Origin of the sequence: Citrobacter sp. Cf072 (assembly GCF_030334485.1) — a bacterium.
GTDB classification, from domain to species: domain Bacteria; phylum Pseudomonadota; class Gammaproteobacteria; order Enterobacterales; family Enterobacteriaceae; genus Citrobacter; species Citrobacter freundii.
Genome location: NZ_JAOWDX010000047.1, coordinates 344,084 through 364,629, shown reverse-complemented (window position 1 = coordinate 364,629; position 20,546 = coordinate 344,084). Strand labels below are relative to the sequence as shown.

17 protein-coding genes are annotated in these 20,546 nt (G+C 51.4%); 3 read left to right on the top strand and 14 right to left on the bottom strand.

Annotated features, from left to right (window positions below):
- Positions 1 to 22: 22 nt before the first annotated feature.
- The 9 genes from wcaF to OGX66_RS20345 form a co-directional block, all read right to left on the bottom strand.
- Complete coding sequence (gene wcaF, locus OGX66_RS20385) at positions 23 to 577, bottom strand: colanic acid biosynthesis acetyltransferase WcaF (protein WP_003036750.1); 555 nt, start codon at positions 575 to 577, stop codon at positions 23 to 25.
- A 9-nt stretch (positions 578 to 586) separates the two neighbouring features.
- Positions 587 to 1,333: a colanic acid biosynthesis glycosyltransferase WcaE gene (gene wcaE, locus OGX66_RS20380; RefSeq protein WP_088903296.1), complete on the bottom strand. Its 747-nt coding sequence runs from the start codon at positions 1,331 to 1,333 to the stop codon at positions 587 to 589.
- Between the two features lie 5 nt (positions 1,334 to 1,338).
- Entirely contained in the window at positions 1,339 to 2,556 is a 1,218-nt protein-coding gene (gene wcaD / locus OGX66_RS20375) for a colanic acid polymerase WcaD (RefSeq protein ID WP_270932373.1), read from the bottom strand.
- Positions 2,531 to 3,748: a colanic acid biosynthesis glycosyltransferase WcaC gene (gene wcaC, locus OGX66_RS20370; protein ID WP_044711334.1), complete on the bottom strand. Its 1,218-nt coding sequence runs from the start codon at positions 3,746 to 3,748 to the stop codon at positions 2,531 to 2,533. The genes wcaD and wcaC overlap by 26 nt, the downstream gene beginning before the upstream one ends.
- Positions 3,745 to 4,233: a colanic acid biosynthesis acetyltransferase WcaB gene (gene wcaB, locus OGX66_RS20365; RefSeq protein ID WP_003844327.1), complete on the bottom strand. Its 489-nt coding sequence runs from the start codon at positions 4,231 to 4,233 to the stop codon at positions 3,745 to 3,747. The genes wcaC and wcaB overlap by 4 nt, the downstream gene beginning before the upstream one ends.
- A gap of 2 nt (positions 4,234 to 4,235) precedes the next feature.
- A complete protein-coding gene (gene wcaA / locus OGX66_RS20360) occupies positions 4,236 to 5,078 on the bottom strand; it encodes a colanic acid biosynthesis glycosyltransferase WcaA (RefSeq protein WP_003036760.1) in 843 nt (280 codons plus the stop codon).
- Between the two features lie 72 nt (positions 5,079 to 5,150).
- Positions 5,151 to 7,313 (bottom strand): tyrosine-protein kinase Wzc, encoded by a 2,163-nt coding sequence (gene wzc / locus OGX66_RS20355; protein ID WP_048232343.1) that lies wholly within the window; start codon positions 7,311 to 7,313, stop codon positions 5,151 to 5,153.
- The gene (gene wzb / locus OGX66_RS20350) at positions 7,310 to 7,759 is read right to left on the bottom strand and encodes a low molecular weight protein-tyrosine-phosphatase Wzb (RefSeq protein ID WP_003036763.1); all 450 of its coding nucleotides are present in this window, start codon (positions 7,757 to 7,759) and stop codon (positions 7,310 to 7,312) included. The genes wzc and wzb overlap by 4 nt, the downstream gene beginning before the upstream one ends.
- Positions 7,760 to 7,764: 5 nt before the next feature.
- Positions 7,765 to 8,904, bottom strand: a complete 1,140-nt coding sequence (locus OGX66_RS20345) for a polysaccharide export protein (protein WP_044711342.1) — start codon at positions 8,902 to 8,904, stop codon at positions 7,765 to 7,767.
- Between the two features lie 656 nt (positions 8,905 to 9,560).
- Between OGX66_RS20345 and OGX66_RS20340 the strand changes: the two genes are divergently transcribed.
- Positions 9,561 to 11,144, top strand: a complete 1,584-nt coding sequence (locus tag OGX66_RS20340; protein WP_270932375.1) for a TerC family protein — start codon at positions 9,561 to 9,563, stop codon at positions 11,142 to 11,144.
- 44 nt (positions 11,145 to 11,188) lie between these two features.
- On the opposite strand, the gene asmA is transcribed toward OGX66_RS20340, so the two are convergent.
- The 3 genes from asmA to udk form a co-directional block, all read right to left on the bottom strand.
- Entirely contained in the window at positions 11,189 to 13,042 is a 1,854-nt protein-coding gene (gene asmA, locus OGX66_RS20335) for an outer membrane assembly protein AsmA (RefSeq protein WP_003844331.1), read from the bottom strand.
- Between the two features lie 26 nt (positions 13,043 to 13,068).
- The gene (gene dcd, locus OGX66_RS20330) at positions 13,069 to 13,650 is read right to left on the bottom strand and encodes a dCTP deaminase (RefSeq protein WP_003036774.1); all 582 of its coding nucleotides are present in this window, start codon (positions 13,648 to 13,650) and stop codon (positions 13,069 to 13,071) included.
- Between the two features lie 91 nt (positions 13,651 to 13,741).
- On the bottom strand, positions 13,742 to 14,383 hold the full coding sequence (gene udk, locus OGX66_RS20325; protein ID WP_003036776.1) for a uridine kinase: 642 nt from the start codon (positions 14,381 to 14,383) through the stop codon (positions 13,742 to 13,744).
- 315 nt (positions 14,384 to 14,698) lie between these two features.
- On the opposite strand from udk, the gene OGX66_RS20320 reads away from it, so the two are divergent.
- Positions 14,699 to 18,028, top strand: coding sequence for a diguanylate cyclase (locus OGX66_RS20320; protein ID WP_088903406.1), 3,330 nt, complete (start codon positions 14,699 to 14,701; stop codon positions 18,026 to 18,028).
- Here the strand turns inward: OGX66_RS20320 and alkA are convergent.
- Positions 17,996 to 18,865 (bottom strand): DNA-3-methyladenine glycosylase 2, encoded by an 870-nt coding sequence (alkA, locus tag OGX66_RS20315; protein WP_003841772.1) that lies wholly within the window; start codon positions 18,863 to 18,865, stop codon positions 17,996 to 17,998. The genes OGX66_RS20320 and alkA overlap by 33 nt on opposite strands.
- Before the next feature lie 136 nt (positions 18,866 to 19,001).
- Here alkA and yegD point away from each other — a divergent pair, with 136 nt between their 5' ends.
- Positions 19,002 to 20,354: a molecular chaperone gene (yegD, locus tag OGX66_RS20310; RefSeq protein ID WP_088903292.1), complete on the top strand. Its 1,353-nt coding sequence runs from the start codon at positions 19,002 to 19,004 to the stop codon at positions 20,352 to 20,354.
- 99 nt (positions 20,355 to 20,453) lie between these two features.
- Here yegD and OGX66_RS20305 read toward each other — a convergent pair whose 3' ends face one another.
- A complete protein-coding gene (locus OGX66_RS20305; RefSeq protein ID WP_106672390.1) occupies positions 20,454 to 20,513 on the bottom strand; it encodes a type I toxin-antitoxin system Ibs family toxin in 60 nt (19 codons plus the stop codon).
- Between the last annotated feature and the right edge of the window lie 33 nt (positions 20,514 to 20,546).

The following is a 20,546-nucleotide window of genomic DNA, read 5'->3' as shown; positions in this document are numbered from 1 at the left end:
TATAACCTCTTCAGTGATCCCCTCAGGGAGTAACTTTCTCGACGCGTTCGCGCGTGACTACTGCGGGATTTCCCCGACAAATGACATTTGCTGGCAGCGATTTAAATACGCTGCTTCGTGCTCCGACGACGGTGCCATCGCCAATCGTTACGCCAGGCGCGACAAAGACATCTGTCGCCAGCCAGCATTTATCGCCAACCACTATCGGTGTGGCGTTAATATCAAAATGTTGGCTGGCATAATCATGACTCCCGGTGCATAAATAACTTTTTTGCGAAATAACTGCGTGGGCCCCAATCGTAATATCACCTAACGTATATAAAACCGCGTCATCACCCACCCAGGCATAATCTCCCAGAGTTAGTTTCCACGGATAAGTAATTTTTACTGAAGGCCGAATGACTACGTTTTTTCCTATTTTCGCGCCAAACATCCGTAATAAAAATGCACGCCAGCGATACATGACCTGTGGAGACCAGCGAAATAATGTTGCTTGCACCGCCCACCATAATTGCACTTTAATAGCGCCGCCGCCGCGAAAACCTCCTGGCACTTTAAATCCGCTTAAGTCTTGCATATTGTGCCCTTACGTTTTTCCATATAAGGTTTTTGCTTTATCGGTTGTGCGCAGACGTAAATATTCTGACAAACCGGTCCAAAAACCAGGCATATGTAATATCTGGCGCTGTACTTTTTTGGCATCCCGGCACAATTCCAGATTATTCGTCGTTGACACTCCGCCCATAGAAAATTCCGACACCAACCCGCGCAGCTTTTTAAAAGCGTAGCCGGACTTGTATAATTTGGCTGCCAACGCGTAATCTGACGATATTTTATATTGCAAATCATAATGCCAGACATTCAGTCCTGAGAGAGGAAAGAATATTGCCTGATGGCTGGCGGGCAGGCTGTGATAAATATACCAACCCGGTTTTGCCCGACGCTTAATTTTGTTGCCATTGCCGAAATTCAGCAACGCATCGCCAATGACCATAGTTTGGTCACTCTGCATTTTTAGCTGGCGGATAAAACAAGCCGCATTCGCATGCAGAATATCCCCGGAGTTGAGGAACAATGCAAACCGCCCGCGCGCCATGGCGATGCCTTTGTTCATCGCATCATAGATGCCGTTATCCGGTTCGCTGACAAACCGTAACCGGTGTTCTCCACTGAGTCCTTCAAGAAACGCCGACGTACCATCCGAGGAGCCGCCATCAACAACAATCCACTCAAAACTGATATCACCCGCTTGCGCCAGATGTGCCAGCGACGCGTGAGTTTTGACGATCCCTTCCAGATTGCGAAAGGCGACGGTAATGATACTGAGCAGCATGTGAGTTACCTCGCGATATTCAGCGCCTTGCGCAAAATAAACGGACACACAATTAAAAATGCGTATTCCGGACTAAATACTGAACCTGTAAAAAACAGTGACAATGGTGTAAAAAGATAAAGCTGCACCCGATAATTCTGATTATCGCCAAACGCATTGATCATCATTTTCATGACCTTCCCCATGTACCATAGGGCTAATATCACCGCAAACCATGAAAAATAAATAATCAGCAGATACAAGCCATTGTCTATTGTTTTACCGACATCTGCACCGTTAAAAATTCCGAATGACGCGACGTATTCATAAAGTGAGCCAAATCTCACTACGCCATCAACGTTCAGTAACGAATAACCGACCATCACTAATGGCCCTACGATACGATAATACGATGACGAACCTTCAGTTCCTAAATCACCAAGCCGCGTTGCGATGTACGGAAAAGCAAATATCACACCAACTAAAAACACGCTCAATGAGATTATCGCCAGAGGTAGCTTCTTTTTTATCGCATCCTTATTTAGGTACTGAAACGCCCATTCCAGGAGGTAAAACAAAATAAACGTCATTACTCCTGAAAACGATCCCGATAATATTATCCCTACCAGAATCATAGCATCGGACTTAGGTGTTTTGATACCAAACTGTTTGATACTGAGCCAAATTGAGATTAATGCCAGAGCGAAGAATGCCGGTTCGAAATAGAGCGCCGTGGTTCGTTTCCCACCAAACTTAATAAAGTTCAGAACATAGCTGTTACTGTAAATAAGATATTTCGAAATAACTTCCATTAAACTGCTGCCGCCGCTGAGAATTATCTGCGCCATTTCAGCTGCAGCTAACCCCACCACCAGTCCCACAACCAGCCAGAAAAAGCGCAAGATTTTAATGTAGTTATGCGATGAAATGGTTTTGAAGCGAATACTCCATACCATGCCAATAATCACCACGGTATAGATAAACAACATGGCGGACGTCACGTACTTGCTGGCATCCATTGACTGACCGAACAGATAGTTAAATGCCGTCAGTCCGCCCCCTACGCCCAGCGCGATCATTAATTTTTTGATATTGATGCGTTCGATAAACAGCAACAGCAGAACGGGTAAAAAGGTAACGATAGTGATCGGGAAGCTCTCGCCAAGCTGGGCGAGTTTGACGTTTACCAGCAGATAAAGCAGCGGTAGCACCAGATAGCTACAGATTCTGATAGAACGAGACATATTCCTCCAGCATCTGTTGTCCACTGTATGCCAACCGGCTGCGCTGGCTAAATGCGGCAAGCGACGTGTCAAAAACCGCCTGCGCAATGTCTGATTTTTTCAGCTGCACCAGTTGCAACACTTCAGCTTCGCTGAACGTTTTTCCGCCTGATTTAGCCAGCACTTCCTGCGCGGCATCGCTGTGCGTGGCTATTACCGGTACGCCGATGGACAGCGCTTCGCACAGAATCAGCGGGTAGTTATCGACACGGGAGCTGAACACCAATCCATCCATCTGATTAAGCGCACTCATCAGCGTGCGCTTATCGCTCTCAAAACCGTGATTGATGACGTTATCTCCCGCAAATGGCGAAAATTTGCCGAAGGTATGCAACTCAATTTTGTCTCCGAGCGCGGTAATCGCTCGCACCAGTTGCTGACTGGTTTTGCCGTCATAGCGCAGGTCATGAGCCACCACGGCAATTTTCGGCCGGCCGCTCTCCTCATGCATCGCGGGTAGTTCGGCAAGAATGGCTTCAGTTGCCACATCAATGCCATTATTGATAATGCGGCAGCGTCCCGCGCCATACAGGCTGTTGAATGCGTCGGCCACATGCTGACTGGGCGAGATAAACTGGCAACCCAGCGCCAGCATCGCACGAAACATCTGCCGCTTAACGGGCAACTGTTGATGGGCTTTATCGATTTTTACCGGCGGATAGTTGCTCAGCGTTGGGCATTGCAGACAGCCCGTTTTCCAGCCTTCGCAGCCATCGGTAAAGGCACAGCGTCCGGTCACACTCCAGTGATCGTGCAGCGTCCAGACGAAGGTGATATCCGGTTTATGCGCTTTCACTTTTTGGCAAAAGGAGACTACCTCTTCCAGGTTCAACCAGTAGCTGTGCAACACATGAAAATGCAGTACCAGCGGGCCGTTAGTGCGGGTAACCGTACGATATAGCTTGTCGAGATTGCCGAACATGTCGCGGTTCGCGAAACGAAACAGCGCAATGTTCGCCGCCGACGTCAGGCGCGGCGTATATTTGATAACCTGCGGGTATTTCGCATGGCTGGCGCTTTTTTTACCGCCTTTGCCATAGCCATAGACAAAACGCGACGACAGCCCTTTTTCCAGCGACCTCAGATGCAAATCTAACGCCACGCCTGCCGCCCCACCTTCTGCGAGTCGCACATTAAATTGTAATATCTTCATTTTATTACCTTCACCCGTGCCTTCTCGCCCACGACCAGCGCATTGTCCGGAACGCTATCCACCACGACGCTCCCGGCACCAATCGTCACGTTATCGCCAATAGCAACGTCGCCAAGCAGAGTGACATTGGCCCCCAGCTCAACGCTGTTACCGATTACCGGGCAGGACAAATCGTTGGTGCCAAGATTGCCGATGGTGACGCCGTGACGTAGGGTAAAATCATCCCCCACAACCACGTGTTTATTGATAACCACCCCATAGCCATGATGGATGGTGAAACGACGACCGATTGATGCAGCGGCCTGAATTTCATAGCCAAACAGGCATTCGGTGATAAGGCGGTACATCACCAGTACCGGTGCGGCCCACAGGTTGTTTAAGATGTTTTTTTTACGCCAGACGGAGCAAAAATGGGCAATCCGATAGGCCACCACCATGCAGCAGGGGCGCAGACTCCAGCCGTTCACGCGTAAATCTTCCAGCATAATTAGCGTCCTCGCAGTCCGTCGGCCAGACGCTTACTGTTGCGAACAGAAAGCAGCGTCAGCAGCGTGCGCCAGTTCATCCGTTTGTTGCGGATCTGATAGAGGGTAAACAGCTGATACTTCTTGCTGGCCCGGTCAAATTTGCCTTTGTGCTTGCGGTAAAACTGAAAGTAGCCGGAGAATTTATTCGGCGATGAGGTAATGCGCATCTCACCGTGATTTACATGCAGGATCTGCGTCGCCTCTTTGACCTTCCACGGTTTGCCATACGCCACCACCATGCGCAGGAAGATGTCGTAATCCTGCGCCGCTTTCAGCGTGGTATCGAACAGACATGCTTTAAACCGCCATGCCCAGGTAAATACCTGGTTACCAATGATGTTGCGCTTATAAAACCTGCGGCGTGAATAAACGGACTTAGGATAGAGCGGCAGACTGGTCGGCTGCGAATACACTTCGCCCTCACAGACATAGTCATTGGCATACAGAAACGCCCGCGTGACCAAATGATGGCGATAGTTGAGAAATACACTCAGTCGGTTCGGCGTCCATTCATCATCATCATCAATCCCCGTAATGTATTGTCCGTTGGCCTGCATAATGGCCTGATTACGCACCGCGCAGGCCCCGGAGTTGGTGGAATTATGCGTATACGACACGCGCGGATCGTTGAGTTCCTCAACAAACTGCTGCAACTGCTCATAGGAGGAAGAGCAATCATCCACAATGATCATCTCCCAGTGAGGATAGTCCTGGCGCAACACCGATTTAATCGCCCGAATGGCCAGCTGCTGGCGGTTCCAGGTTGGCATGTAAATTGAAATTAGCGGGTTTTCTGTGGTCATTTTCGTTTCCAAAAAAAGTTGCCTGATGGCACTACGCTTATCAGGCCTACATTCGATATGCGTTGCTGTTAGTTATTTCGAATCCGACGTGTATTCGTATTCGTAGTAGCCGTAATCCTGATACCCGCTCGCGCGGCGGAAGATCGAGTTGAGGATCACCCCTTTCACCTGAATGCCATTTTGCTCGAAGCGGCCCAGGCTGGTTTCCACCTCTTTCAGCGTGTTGACCGCATAACGCGCTACCATCAGCGTGGTTCCGACGTGGCGCCCTACGATAGCCGCATCGGTCACCGCCAGAATTGGTGGGGTGTCAATCAACACCAGGTCATAGTGCGAACTGGCCCAGGCAATCAGTTCGCCGAAGCGCTCGCTCATCAACAGTTCGGAAGGATTGGGAGGAATTTGACCGCGAGGGATCAGATCAAAATGCGGAATCGATGTCGGTTTAGCGCTGGATGAAATATCCCCTTTGCCAATGAGGATCTCAGACAGGCCGTTAACATTATTGGTCCCCAGCAGTTCGTGGGTATAGCCTTTGCGCATGTCGCAGTCGATCAATAGCACGCGTTTGTTAGTCTGGCTAATAACTGCCGCCAGGTTAGCGCAGACAAATGTTTTACCTATCGACGGGCTGACGCCGGTCAGCATCAATACGTTGTTACGCGCCTGCATCATGGCAAAGTGCAGGCTGGTACGCAGGCTACGGACCGCTTCTATGGCGAGATCCGTTGGATTCCCCACGGCCAGCAGTTGGCTTTGCTTGTAGCGTTTCACACCTTTAATGGTCTGAACGTTATCACGCGCTTTTTGCCATTCAGACAGCGGAATACTGGCATACACGCTGATACCATGCTCTTCCAGCGCCTGGGGGCTTTCAATACCGCGATTAAACAGAGAACGCAGCAGTACGCCCACCACGGAAAGCATTAAACCGAGAATGATACTGCCGAGAATAATCAGCGCCGTTTTCGGCTTCAGCACGCCAGGCTGGGCAATCGCTGGATCGACAATGCGCACATCACCGACCGTACTGGCCTCGGTAATCTTCAGTTCCTGTTGCTTGTTCAGCAACTGCATATAGACCTGCTGACCGGACTCCACATCACGCGTCAGGCGAACAATTTCCTGCTGTGTTTTCGGCATCGCCGTTACACGCCCGTTCAGCTTACTTTTCTCATCTTCCAGCGCCTGGCGTTTTTCCAGCAGCGTGCGGTACGCCGGGTGCGCTTTGGTGAACAGCTTGGAAATCTCCGCTTCTTTAAAGGTCAGTTCATTCAGCTGCGCGTCGATATTCACCATCGAATCCAGCACCGCTTTGGCTTCCAGCGGCAAATCCACGGAGTCTTTATCCTGACGGAAGGCGTTCAGCTTGTTTTCAGCAACATCCAGGTGGTTACGCACTTCGGGCAACTGTCTGGCCAGAAACGCCAGACTTTTGGCGGCCTCTTCGGATTTACGTTCCACGTTTTGTTGCAGATAGTTACGGGTAATACTGTCGAGGATCTGGCGGATTTGCTCGCGGTCTTCACCGGTAAAAGTCAGGCTCAATACACCAGTATCTTTGCCTGTTTCCGTCACCATCAGGTTATTTTGCAGGGTGTTTATCATGCCCAGCGTGGAGAATTTACGGACGGTAAATTGGCTCTCCGGGCTGGCATGAATCGCCTCAACCAGCATCGTCACGCCATCGTGTTCCAACACCTTGCCGACTTGCCCCCGAACGCTAAAACCCCCGTCACTCACCAGTTGATAGCTTTTGTCATTCAGCACATTGAGCGTGAAGGTCTGTTCATTCATTGCCTTTGGCAGCGTGAAGGTAGTCACATTAACCGTTTCGTTCTGACGGCCCATCAGCCGGTCCCAGCCCGCGCCAAAAATAGGGAACGTATCTTTGGTAACGCCGATATCGAGGTTGAGATCGTCTACCGTTTTCCCTAATACCAGTCGTGACTGAATGAGCTGAATTTCCGCTTCCGAGGCCGGGGGTTTGTTCGACAACGCCGAGCCAATATCCTGCACCAGTGAATTCCCAGTATTTTGCTCAATTTGCACCAGCGCGTCCGCACTATAGATGGGGGTGGCGAACAGTGTGTAGACCGCGGCACACAATGCAAAAGCCGCGGTAATGCCAAGTACCCACCAGCGGGCTTCCACCACCGTTGCGACCAGACGACCAATATCGATTTCATCATTGCCCGTTACCGGCGCAGCAGACTGTTTTACTTTTTCTGTCATCGTTTTCCCTGCTCTGCGTTCAGTGCCTGAGCCCATTGGCGGGCAGACCGTTCAAGTAATGTGTACACCGCGTCAAACGCATCACGGCTTTTACGATATGGATCGGGAATTTCGCGCTCGCTGTCCCAGTGACCAAAAAGCATCACTTTGCCGCGCATCTCCGGCACCATTTCACACAGGGCAGAGATATGGCGCTTTTCCATGGCCAGGATCAGGTCATACTCCCGGCACATTCGTCCCGAGATCTGCCGGGCACAATGATTATCCAGTGACAGGTTGTGCGCCTGCGCAACGCTAATGGCGCACGGATCCGCGCCTTTCCCCACCAGCGCCCCAAGACCGGCAGAAGAGACCGTCAACGCCGGGTGAAATTGCCTTAACAAGCGCTCTGCCGTCGGGGAACGGCAAATGTTCCCCACACAGACAACTAAGATTTTGTTAAACATGACGATTACCAGTTGTGAAGGTCGCTGGCCGTGTCCGTCATATAGCGAACACCGCTAATAGTCGGCAGCAACTGATTGATCAAACGGTTCCAGCGAGCAACCGGCGCAGTAGTGACGTACACCACATCGTATGGCTGGAGTCGGAATGATGTTGCCATCACCAGCGACGTCGCATCGGACATATCAAGCTGATAGATATTGGCGATCTTGCCGTTGTTCCCGCCCTCGCCTTTCAATGGTCGAATAACGAAAATACCGCTGGCATTGGAGGTGGTCAGGTCAATACCTTCGGCATTGCCAAGCGCTTCGGTAAGCGTCATGCCACTGAAGTCCATTTTGAGGGTGCTCTGTTTTTTCACTTCCCCCATTACAAAGACTTTCAGATCGTCATTACGCGGGACAAACAGAATGTCGCCAGGATAGAGCAGTCGGTTCTGGCTCAGGTCGCCATTTTGCATCAGTGCTTGCAGTGAAATGCGTTGCTCCTGCCCTTTATGAGTCAGCACAACGTTGCGCCAGTCTGCCGCTTCGGTGAGACCGCCAGCGGCGTTAATGGCATCGAGAACGGTAAGTGGCACGTTGGTGATGGCCTGCTGACCGGATTTGTTCACCTGTCCGGAGACATAGACCTTCTGCGAGCGGAAAGCGGCGATATTAACGTCCACCTGCGGGTCAGCAATGTACTTCGCTAAGCGCCCGGTAATATCACTACGAATCTCTGCCAACGTTTTCCCTACCACGCTGACTTTGCCGATGTAGGGGTAAAACATCGTGCCATCAGGTTGCACCCAGTTGCCGGTATCGCTTGAGCTACGGTACTGCCCGGCTGGTGTGGTGAGTTCAGGATGGTCCCAGACGGTCACATTCAGGACATCCCCCGGACCGACCCGGTACTGATACCCGGCAATCTCCTGGTCCAGCGACATATTAGGTTGTGCAACATTTGGTCGAGGACGTAATTGTTCTACCAGTCGTGGGGTGAGTGGATAAACATTCACCATGCGATCGATATCAAAATCAGCGTCCTGCTGTTTAATCACATCTTTGCCCATCGTAGACATATTGCTGCCCGGAAGCACGGTACAACCGTTTATCAAGATTACCGATACCAATACTGGTATCAATTTAAGTTTGGATTTCATCATTGATTATTTATCACTTTGGCAGAGTAATTATCACATGCAATCTAAATAGCGACTTCGCCTGTACGTATTTACCTTGCCGTTAATTGAAATGGAATTTAACTGGCATCAGTCCTAAAAAAAATGAATTCATCTGCGGTCTCTTGACAGAATAATTTAGGCTTGTTTCAGGCGACCAGACACGCTACCGCCCCTGGCTTCACTAGCTACCAATGCACTGATTAATTTAAATTTTTATCTTCTCCTTTATTTTCATCACATTTACAGCGGCAACGCATCGGGAATACGTGCCACTGGTTAATGAGGAAATATTTATCTTTTGATTATTACCGCAAGAATTGTTGCAGCTAAGCGAATATCAGGCAAGATAACAAACCACCGATACCAAGCTTTTAAGATTAATATTAAGCGTTGGATTTGTATATTTTTAGGATTTTATTGATGTTGACAATATTGATATAAAAACATTTTACCTGCGATATTTCCTAAATATATCTAGATTAATGAAATAATTTCCTGTAGTTACATTAAGGCTATTATCCTGCATCTGTTCTAATATAATCGACAGAGAAATCCCCTCTCGCCATTGCATTTTTCGCCAGTTTTACCCATGATCGAATTGTGACAATTGTCATACAACTATGGGTATAGCATTTACTATGGAATGGATTGCCGATCCGTCAATCTGGGCCGGACTGGTCACGTTAATCGTGATCGAACTTGTTCTTGGCATTGATAATCTTGTTTTTATTGCCATCCTCGCGGAGAAACTACCTCCTGCCCAGCGGGATAAGGCGCGTATTACCGGGCTACTGCTGGCGATGGTTATGCGCCTGCTGCTGCTGGCATCAATATCCTGGCTGGTAACACTGACCACGCCGCTGTTCAGCATTCGCGATCTCAGCTTCAGCGCCCGCGATCTGATCATGCTGTTCGGCGGTTTCTTCCTGCTGTTTAAAGCCACTATGGAGCTCAACGAACGGCTGGAAGGAAAAGACAGCGACAATCCCACCCAGCGTAAAGGTGCTAAGTTCTGGGGTGTGGTCGCGCAGATCGTGGTGCTGGACGCCATATTCTCTCTCGATTCCGTCATTACCGCTGTTGGGATGGTCGATCACCTGGCCGTGATGATGGCTGCGGTGATTATTGCCATCAGCCTGATGGTGCTGGCGAGCAAGTCGCTGACGCGCTTTGTCAACAGTCATCCAACTATCGTTATTCTGTGCCTGAGCTTCTTGCTGATGATTGGTTTTAGCCTGGTGGCCGAAGGGTTTGGTTTCCATATCCCGAAAGGTTACCTGTACGCGGCTATCGGCTTCTCGGTGATGATCGAAGCATTGAACCAGTTGGCTATTTTTAACCGTCGTCGCTTCCTCTCAGCCAACCATACTCTGCGCCAGCGCACCGCCGAAGCGGTAATGCGGCTGCTGAGCGGGCAAAAAGAAGATGCCGAACTGGATGCCGAAACCGCGGCAATGCTGGCGGACCATCATGAAGGTCAGATTTTCGCGCCTCAGGAGCGGAGGATGATTGAACGTGTGCTGAACCTTAATCAGCGTACCGTCAGCAGTATCATGACCTCGCGTCACGATATTGAACACATAGACCTCAATGCTCCCGAAGCAGAAATCCGCGCCTTACTGGAAAAAAACCAGCATACGCGTCTGGTGGTCACTGGCGAAGACGGGCAGGAAGAACTGCTTGGCGTGGTGCATGTCATCGATTTGCTGCAACAGTCTCTGCGCGGCGAGCCGCTCGACCTGCGCGCCCTGATTCGCCAGCCGCTGGTGTTCCCGGAAACTCTGCCGCTACTTCCGGCGCTTGAGCAGTTCCGAAACGCCCGAACGCACTTCGCGTTTGTAGCCGATGAATTTGGTTCCGTCGAAGGGATTGTGACGCTGAGTGATGTGATGGAAACCATCGCCGGCAATCTGCCAAACGAGGTAGAGGAAATCGACGCCCGCCATGATATTCAGAAAAACGCCGATGGTTCATGGACCGCTAACGGGCATATGCCGCTGGAAGACCTTGTGCAGTACGTCCCTATCCCATTAGATGAAAAACGTGAGTATCACACCATTGCCGGGCTTTTAATGGAATATTTGCAGCGCATCCCAAAAACCGGGGAGGAAGTCCAGGTTGGCGACTATCGGCTAAAAACCCTGCAGGTGGAAAATCATCGCGTGCAAAAAGTCCAGCTGATACCGCTACACAGTGAAGAAGAGATGGATTACGAGGTGTAAGTCACGAGCCGGATGGGGCATTAGCCACCATCCGGCAATATGAATCAGAGCTTATCCAGCAACTTTTTAACATCTTTGCCGTTGCGGGAATCTTTATTGCGATCGGCCCAGTCATTCAGGCGACGTTTTGCTTCATCCTGCAGATGTTTACGCAAAAGCTGATCAACTTGCAGACTGTAGTTCAGTGACTGCCATTGACCATAGACTCTGAGAGGAACCGGGGTGGCCTTCAGGAAATTAATCAACTTACTTTCGCCATCCCAACCGCCCAGAACGCGAATGTTAAACAGCGTGTCGCAATTCTGCTTCACCAGATCTAACGTTCCTTTGCCGGTCAGTGCCAACATAGCGGACTCCCCTACCATGTTATCCAGCGTTACCTCACCGTTATCCAGCGTCATATCGGTTACAAAACGATCCAGACGGGTCACGTTCTCCATATTTTGCTGGGCTTTAGCATCTCCACCGCTACGCTCGACGGCCTGCTGTATCATCTGCTGGAAGTTCATCCCTTCCATTCGCGTATCGTTCATTTCGACATGGGCCTGCCCTTGCCAGCTGTGACGAAACGCCTGGGCGTCAATATCCGAGCCGGAAAAATCTCCCGCCAACGACAGCTTGCCGGTGAGTGCGATGGGGTAATCAAAGGCCTTCAGAATAGTGCCAATTTCAACACCTTCCAGGCGCGGATGAAATACCGCTCGCGGTTCTCCCTTTCTGGCATCCAGCGTACCGGGCAATGAGATCAGCCCGCCATCACTTTTTCCCTGCAACTGTGCAATGTTCAGTAAGCCGAACCGGTTGTCTATTTTTGCCGAGACATTCTCAAACGCCATTTTCCGCCACAGCACCTTGTCAGCCTGCAAAGCGATGTCTGCCGAAAAACCCTTGAGTCCCTGATACGAAACAGCATCAACCTGGGAAGCAATAACGGGGCGCGCCAGCGTTGACTGACTCTGACCTTGCTGAACTTCACCTTTTGCTGTCACCGCTGCGTCATGTTGTACGAGCAGGTTATCCAGATTGAGCTGACCAAATTTTAGGTCAACGGCCCATTCCGGTTTTTCCAACAAGGCCACATGCGCTTGCCCGGAGAAAGAAGAGTCATTAGCGGTCAAATTTATCTGGCTAAATGAAAGCTGTTTTTTCTCTTCCAGCCATTGCGCCTGAAGATGTCCCTGACCGTTGATCCCCTGCGGCGGCAGATCGGCCCCCTGCAGTTGCCAGCTTAACTGTTCAATATTCGCAGATAAGTTGTGCGGATAATCGGAGGCATCGACCGTACCGTTAAAGGATAACGCGAGATCGCGCTGATCGCGGTTCACACGCCCGGAGAAATCAAACGTGCCGCGGTGCTGGCTATCTTGTTCCATCTCCAGACGAATATCGCGAACGGTAACCTGTTCATCGTCTTCATGTTGGAACACCAGAACACTGTCGGCAACGCGCAGACGGGCGATATCAAACGACCATCCTTTGTCTTCCGCCAGATCGGGCAACATATTGTCTTTTGGGGCAACGGGTGCATCTTTGCCGCGTACCGCCTCAGTTTGCGGGGTCAATTGAATCACTGCGCCTTTGAGCATCACCTGCTTCACGCTGAGCTGGTGGCTCAACAGCGGCCACAATGCAACGTCGAGACGCATATTATCAGCACGAACCAGGGGTTCGCTGGCGCCTTCAGCCGTTAACATCACTCGCCCTGAGAGGATACTCAGTTGCGGCCATACGTGCCAACGCAGGGGGCCATCCAACTGCAGCTGATACCCGCTACGTACGGCAACCTGCTTGACCATATACGCGCGGAAATCATTCGGATTCACCAACAGTACTAACGCAGAAAAACCGGCCACCAGCACGACCAGAAGAATCATCAGCGTCGTCAGAAATCGTCTCATGCTATCCCCAATAGACTGATAAACACTCAGTCTTTATCGATCCGGCTGGCAACGGCGCCCTGCTGGTCGCGATATTTCGCATCCTGACGACGGTTGTAGGGTCGCGCTGCCGGACCGGAAAGCGGTTCGAAACTTAACGCGCCAATCGGCATCCCCGGACGCAGAGCCAGCGGTAATTTTCCGGAGTTGTAAAACTCCAGTACGATACAGCCAGACCAGCCCGGATCGATACGGTGAGCGGTGACGTGTACCATCAGTCCCAGACGAGCCAGCGAAGAACGACCATCTAACCAACCGACGAGATCGGAAGGCAGCGTCACGGATTCGAATGTTACCGCCAGTGCAAGTTCCCCCGGATGCAGGAAAAATGCTTCGCCGTCCTTAAGGACGATTTCATCACTCATCACGCGATCCAGCGCGGCGCTGACTTCATCTTTCGGTCCGCTTAAATCGATATACGCCGCCGTATGACCGCGGAACGTACGGAATTTATTGCCAAGGCGCACATCTACCGTGGCGCCATTGATTCGCTCGACAGGAGGGCGTGGATTGATCGACAGGCGACCTTCATCCAACCAGGCTTCAATATCTCGGTCACATAAACGCATGGCACTTTCTCCTTTCGTGCTTCAAACCCTTAATGCCAGGTGCGTTAAGGGTGAACCAGGTTATCACTGAACGGTACACAATTCGCTGAACTTATTCAAAGAACTGACTGATTTTAGCCTTCAGAATATCGATGGCGATGCGGTTTTTACCCCCGCGCGGCACAATGATGTCGGCGTATTGTTTTGAAGGCTCAATAAATTGCAGGAACATTGGGCGGACGGTTTTCTGGTATTGCGCCATCACCGAATCCATTGAACGACCACGTTCGTTCACGTCCCGCTTGATACGGCGCATCAGGCAAATATCCAACGGCGTATCAACAAAAATAGAGAAGTTCATCTCGTCACGCAAACGCGCATCCGTCAGCAGCAAAATGCCTTCCAGGATGATGACTTTCTTGGGTTCGATATGAATAGTGTCTTGCGTACGCGTGTGCTCAACATAGCTATATACCGGCAGCTCAATGGCAGAGCCGCGTTTCAGCGTTTGCAGATGTTGAAACAGCAGGCTATGGTCCATCGCGTTCGGATGGTCGTAGTTGGTTTTTACACGTTCTTCCATCGACAGATGGCTTTGATCTTTGTAATAGCTGTCTTCGGGAATAACGCCAATATGTTCGTCACCGACTTGTTCACGCAATTCGCGATAAAGAGTACTGGCAATAAGGCTCTTGCCGGAAGCCGATGCGCCGGCAATGCCGATAATGACGCACTGATGGGACTGATCAGTCATAAATTTAGCGACCTGATTAACCTGGATGTAAGGAAGGGCGGCGCCGAAACGCCAAACGCGGCAATTATAGGGATTTCAGCGGCGCGATGCCACCCCAGGCTGCACCAATGCTGTCCCTGTCGCAAATTAAAATGGTCAGATTTAGAACAGCCGCTATATTTATTCACCTGCCTTAGGAATTAATAGCTTGGGAGTGTTAATTTATGAGCAGCTGGCGTATAAATTGTAAATTGTTTGTACTAGCATAATCCCAGATTAAATGTGATGCGTCCGGCATCTCTGCTGGGCGACAACGGCTATTTGGGTAGAGTGGTAATGAGTAAACAATCCCAACATGTTTTAGTTACCTTACCCCATCCTCTACTGCGCCTGGCCAGTTTAGGTCTGGTGGCTTTCATCTTTACGTTGTTTTCGCTGGAACTGTCACGTTACGGCGCACAGCTTGCACCGCTGTGGTTTCCAACCTCTATCATGATGGTGGCTTTTTACCGTCACGCTGGAAAGATGTGGCCTGGGATCGCGCTGGCTTGCTCATTCGGTAGCATCGGCGCCTCTTTACTCTTCTTCCCCGGACAGTCGCTTAATTTCGCCTATACGGTCATTAACATTATTGAGGCTGTTGTTGGCGCAATGTTATTGCGTAAACTGCTGCCCTGGTACAATCCCTTACAAAATCTTAACGACTGGGCGCGTCTGGCATTTGGCAGCGCGGTTGTTCCGCCACTGCTGGGCGGCGTATTGATGTGGATGTTGCTGCCGAAGGAAACTACATTAAATACCTTTCTCATTTGGGTACTGTCAGAATCCATTGGCGCACTGGCGTTGGTGCCGTTAGGTTTGCTGTTTAAACCACATTACCTGCTGCGCCATCGCGACCCGCGATTATTGCTTGAGACCCTGATTACGCTTCTGGTGACCTTAACGTTCAGTTGGCTATCCATGATGTACATTCCATGGCCATTTACCTGCGTTATTGTCCTGCTGATGTGGAGCGCTGTCCGTCTGCCGCGTATGGAGGCGTTTTTAATATTCCTCAGCACCGTGATGATGGTTTCGCTGATGCTGGCCGCCGACCCTTCACTGCTTTACACCCCGAAACAGAACATGATGACGGACATCCCCTGGTTGCCGTTTTTGATGATCCTGTTGCCCGCCAACATGATGACCATGGTGATGTACGCGTTTCGAGCCGAACGCAAGAACATTTCAGAAAGCGAGTCACGCTTTCGCAACGCCATGGAATATTCCGCGATTGGCATGGCACTGGTTGGCACCGAGGGGCAATGGCTACAGGCCAATAAAGCCTTGTGCCAGTTTCTGGGCTATAGCCAGGAGGAGCTACGTTCGCTGACCTTCCAGCAGTTAACCTGGCCGGAAGATCTGAACAACGACCTTGAACAACTCAACATGCTGGCACGCGGAGAGATTAATAGCTATTCCATGGAAAAACGCTATTACACCCGCGCGGGCGACGTCGTCTGGGCGTTGCTGGCCGTTTCGCTGGTGCGTCATAGCGACAACACTCCACTCTACTTTATCGCGCAGGTTGAGGACATTAACGACCTGAAGCATACCGAGTGGATTAACAAACGGTTGATGGAACGCATTACCCTCGCCAATGAAGCCGGGGGTATTGGGATTTGGGAATGGGAACTGCAGCCTGACGTGATCAGTTGGGATAAACGGATGTTCGATCTGTATGAAGTTCCCGCACATATCAAACCCAGTTGGCAAGTCTGGTATGAGTGCGTTGTACCCGAAGATCGCGAGTACGCCGAAAATGTGATTCGTGATTCGCTGGCCGCGCGGGTTCCGTTTAAGCTTGAGTTTCGTATCGCAGTAAAAGATGGCATACGCCATATCCGCTCGTTGGCCAACCGGGTGCTGAATAAAGACGGTGAAGTTGAACGCTTACTTGGTATCAATATGGATATGACCGAAGTGAAGCAGCTTAACGAAGCGCTGTATCAGGAAAAAGAGCGCCTGCACATTACGCTGGACTCAATCGGCGAAGCGGTAATTTGTATTGATGTCTATATGAACGTGACCTTTATGAATCCGGTCGCTGAGAAAATGAGCGGCTGGCAGCAGGACAGTGCCATCGGCATTCCGCTATTGACGGTACTACATATTACTTTTGGCGAGAACGGTCCGCTGATGGAAAATATCTACAGTGCTGACATGTCGCGTACGGCAATCGAGCAGGAAGTGGTCCTGCATTGTCGTAATGGCAACAGTTATGACATTCAGTACAGCATCACGCCCCTCAGCACCCTTGACGGCGGCAGCATTGGTTCGGTGTTGGTTATTCAGGACGTCACAGAGTCACGGAAGATGCTCCGCCAGCTTAGCTACAGTGCCTCACATGATGACCTGACGCAGTTGGCAAACCGGGTCAGCTTCGAAAACCATCTAAAACAATTGCTGCATTCAGTACACGACACGCGCCAGTGCCATGTACTGGTTTTTATCGATTTGGATCGTTTTAAAGCGGTGAACGACAGCGCGGGTCATGCCGCCGGCGATGCCCTGCTGCGTGAACTCTCTGCGCTTATGCTCAGCATGTTGCGATCCAGCGATATGCTGGCGCGCCTTGGCGGCGACGAGTTTGGTCTGTTGCTGCCGGATTGTAATATCGAAAGCGCCCGCTTTATCTCAGGACGCATCATCAGTGCTATTAACAATTACCAATTTATGTGGGAAGGCCGTTTGCACCGTATTGGCGCCAGTGCGGGAATTACGCTGATTGATGAGAAAAACCATGTCGCGACTGACGTTATGTCTCAGGCCGATATCGCCTGCTACGCGGCGAAAAACAGCGGCCGTGGGCGAGTCTGTGTCTATGAGCCTCAGCAAAGCCAGGCCCATGCCGCGCGTAGCCAACTGTCATTGGATGAACAAAGACACACTATTACACACAACCCTATGCTGATGATCGCCAGAGGTGTTGCTTCTCCGCGTATACCGGAGACTTTTAGCTTCTGGATTATCTCGCTTCGCTTAGGCACCGCTGAGGGTGAAGTCATTGAAGATCAAGCCTTCCATGCCGGGTTGGTCGATCCCACGTTGAGTCAAGCGCTCGATCGTCGGGTGTTCGGCGAGTTCTTCCAGAGTGCTGCCCCGGCTGTCGCCAACAAGGGCCTCAGTATTGCCCTGCCCCTTTCCGCCGCCGGCCTGCTCAACACAGAGCTGGTAGATGAGCTGCTGGAGCAATTGCAACGCAGCCCGCTACCGCCACGATTGCTGCATCTGACCGTTCCATCAAGCGTCATCAAAACAAACCCAACGCAGGCGGTATCCGCACTGCATCGACTGCGCCAGTACGGTTGTCGAATTGTGTTAAGTCAGGTTGGTCGCGACTTAGAGCTTTTTGACAACCTGAAATATCACATTGTCGATTACCTGTTGCTCGACAGCGAGCTAAGTGCCAGCGCTCCCGGCAACTTGATCGACGAAATGTGGGTGTCCATTATCCAGGGTCATGCTCAGCGCCTGGACATTAAAACCATCGCCGGTCCGGTGCAACTGCCGCTCATCATGGATACGCTTTCAGGCATCGGTATTGATATGATTTATGGCGATATTATTGCCGACGCCCAACCGCTGGATCTGCTACTGAATACCAGCAATTTCGCCATCAACTGACGGTTGCCAACCATCCGTATACCAGATATGCAACAGCGCATAGGAGCGCCAGGGTTTCCAGCGCTCTGCATACCGCCGGATCTGGGCTGGTGTCATGCCGGGAAAACGCTGCTTAATCAGATAATCATCCGGCAGAAAAACGTCCTTCGCCTGCCAGCCGCGCAGCGCAAAGTAGTTGGCGGTCCAGCGCCCTATCCCGGGAAATGTTTGTAGCTGCTTAACGCCTTGTTCGATATCGGCAGGGGCTGTTGTCGCGAGCGTTCCTTCAAGGGTTGCATGAGCAAGGTGAATCAACGCTTCAGCGCGTTTGAGCGGCATTCCTAACGTTTTCAGGTGCAGCGGATCGGCGTTGGCAAGCTCTTCTGGAGAGGGAAAACACACATACTCGGGCGCATCCTCCAGCGTATTGCCATAAGCGTGCGCTACTTTCGCTGTCAGTTTTGCGGCCATCGCCACGCTGACTAACTGCCCTAAAATCGCCCGTACCCCTTGCTCAAAAGCATCGACACATCCCGGCAGGCGCAATCCCGGACGCGCCGCGCCGAGGTTACCCAGCGCGCCGACAATTTGCTGCGGGCAACAGGAAAGATCGAACAAGCGCGTTATTTTTGCCAGGCACTCAGAGGCTACAGGCTGTAACCCTGAGCTCAACGTCACGTGTAGCACGTTGGCGTGCAGATCCGGGACAACGCTCACCAGACCACGATGCTCCCCTACGGACAGACTTCGGACATAACTCAGTTCTTCTACGGTTTCGACACCTTCAACCGCACGGGCGGCAAGAAATCCCAGCATCCAGGGCCAGTCATAAGGCGGTTGCCAGCTCAGCGTGAACATTCGGTTTTCCTTTTAAAGCAAACTTACAGCATAAACGGTATTCAATCAGTACGCCTTGCTTTCATATTCCAGTTGTCGGGGCGTCAACTATTCGTTAAAGTCACGCCCCTTCTTCACTGGCATGGGGATTTTTACGGTGTTTATTGGTTTTGACTACGGTACGGCAAACTGTTCAGTGGCCGTTATGCGTGATGGGCAGCCCCACCTGCTCAAAATGGAAAATAACAGCATGCTGCTACCCTCAATGCTGTGCGCACCAACGCGCGAAGCGGTTAGCGAGTGGCTGTATCGCCATCACGACGTTCCAACCACGGACGATGAAACACAGGCGCTGCTTCGCCGTGCGATGCGCTACAATCGCGAAGAGGACATCGACGTTAACGCCAACAGCGTGCAGTTCGGTCTGACATCGCTGGGTCAGTATATTGAAGATCCGGAAGAGGTGTACTTCGTTAAATCGCCAAAATCATTTTTGGGTGCCAGCGGTCTGAAGCCGCAGCAAGTTGCGCTTTTTGAAGATCTGGTCTGTGCAATGATGCTGCACATTCGCAACCAGGCGCAAAGCCAATTGCCGGAAGCTATCACTCAGGCCGTAATTGGTCGCCCCATCAACTTCCAGGGATTAGGTGGCGATGACGCCAACATCCAGGCGCAGGGGATTCTTGAACGTGCGGCCAAACGTGCCGGTTTTCAGGATGTCGTCTTCCAGTACGAGCCGGTAGCAGCGGGGCTGGATTACGAAGCCACACTGCAGGATGAGAAACGCGTGCTGGTGGTAGATATTGGCGGGGGTACGACCGACTGTTCACTGCTGCTGATGGGGCCGCAATGGCATCAGCGCGCCGATCGCGAAAACAGCCTGCTGGGACACAGTGGCTGCCGTGTAGGCGGGAACGATCTGGATATCGCGCTGGCGTTTAAACACCTGATGCCGCTGCTAGGTATGGGCGGTGAGACTGAAAAAGGGATCGCCTTACCGATTCTCCCCTGGTGGAACGCGGTCGCGATCAACGATGTTCCCGCGCAAAGTGATTTCTACAGCAGCGCCAACGGTCGTTTACTGAACGATCTTGTCCGCGACGCGAAAGAAGCCGATAAAGTAGCCTTGCTGCTCAAAGTCTGGCGCGAGCGTCTGAGCTATCGCCTGGTGCGCAGCGCAGAAGAGAGCAAGATCGCGCTTTCCGACCAGACCATTGTAACGGCGGCGATACCGTTTATCAGCGACACGCTGGCAACCGATATTAGTCAACATGGATTGGAGGCCGCGCTCAATCAGCCCCTGGCGCGCATTCTGGAGCAGGTCCAACTGGCGCTGGACAACGCGCAGGAAAAACCGGACGTGATTTATCTGACCGGCGGCAGCGCGCGTTCACCGCTGATTAAAAAAGCCCTCGCCCAGCAGCTTCCTGGGATCCCTATCGCGGGTGGCGATGACTTCGGTTCTGTCACCGCCGGTCTGGCCCGCTGGGCTGACGTTGTTTTCCGCTAAGCCGCTCGCAAGCTGAAAGGTGTGCGTATTGACATCACCGTTGCTGTGGCTTATTTTCAGGAGTGAGGGTTAGGGAAGGTTTCCCCTCCCCCTGGTGTCTTAGTAAGCCGGTAAGCTAATGACTAAGAGTATCACCAGTATGATGACGTACTTCATCATAACCCTTTCCTTATTTTGGCCCCTTCCTCGGGA

What these genes read in the sequence shown, in the direction of transcription:
- wcaF (WP_003036750.1), bottom strand. Translation starts at nt 577, where the DNA reads ATGCAAGACTTAAGCGGATTTAAAGTGCCAGGAGGTTTTCGCGGCGGC.
- wcaE (WP_088903296.1), bottom strand. Translation starts at nt 1,333, where the DNA reads ATGCTGCTCAGTATCATTACCGTCGCCTTTCGCAATCTGGAAGGGATC.
- wcaD (WP_270932373.1), bottom strand. Translation starts at nt 2,556, where the DNA reads ATGTCTCGTTCTATCAGAATCTGTAGCTATCTGGTGCTACCGCTGCTT.
- wcaC (WP_044711334.1), bottom strand. Translation starts at nt 3,748, where the DNA reads ATGAAGATATTACAATTTAATGTGCGACTCGCAGAAGGTGGGGCGGCA.
- wcaB (WP_003844327.1), bottom strand. Translation starts at nt 4,233, where the DNA reads ATGCTGGAAGATTTACGCGTGAACGGCTGGAGTCTGCGCCCCTGCTGC.
- wcaA (WP_003036760.1), bottom strand. Translation starts at nt 5,078, where the DNA reads ATGACCACAGAAAACCCGCTAATTTCAATTTACATGCCAACCTGGAAC.
- wzc (WP_048232343.1), bottom strand. Translation starts at nt 7,313, where the DNA reads ATGACAGAAAAAGTAAAACAGTCTGCTGCGCCGGTAACGGGCAATGAT.
- wzb (WP_003036763.1), bottom strand. Translation starts at nt 7,759, where the DNA reads ATGTTTAACAAAATCTTAGTTGTCTGTGTGGGGAACATTTGCCGTTCC.
- OGX66_RS20345 (WP_044711342.1), bottom strand. Translation starts at nt 8,904, where the DNA reads ATGATGAAATCCAAACTTAAATTGATACCAGTATTGGTATCGGTAATC.
- OGX66_RS20340 (WP_270932375.1), top strand. Translation starts at nt 9,561, where the DNA reads ATGGAATGGATTGCCGATCCGTCAATCTGGGCCGGACTGGTCACGTTA.
- asmA (WP_003844331.1), bottom strand. Translation starts at nt 13,042, where the DNA reads ATGAGACGATTTCTGACGACGCTGATGATTCTTCTGGTCGTGCTGGTG.
- dcd (WP_003036774.1), bottom strand. Translation starts at nt 13,650, where the DNA reads ATGCGTTTATGTGACCGAGATATTGAAGCCTGGTTGGATGAAGGTCGC.
- udk (WP_003036776.1), bottom strand. Translation starts at nt 14,383, where the DNA reads ATGACTGATCAGTCCCATCAGTGCGTCATTATCGGCATTGCCGGCGCA.
- OGX66_RS20320 (WP_088903406.1), top strand. Translation starts at nt 14,699, where the DNA reads ATGAGTAAACAATCCCAACATGTTTTAGTTACCTTACCCCATCCTCTA.
- alkA (WP_003841772.1), bottom strand. Translation starts at nt 18,865, where the DNA reads ATGTTCACGCTGAGCTGGCAACCGCCTTATGACTGGCCCTGGATGCTG.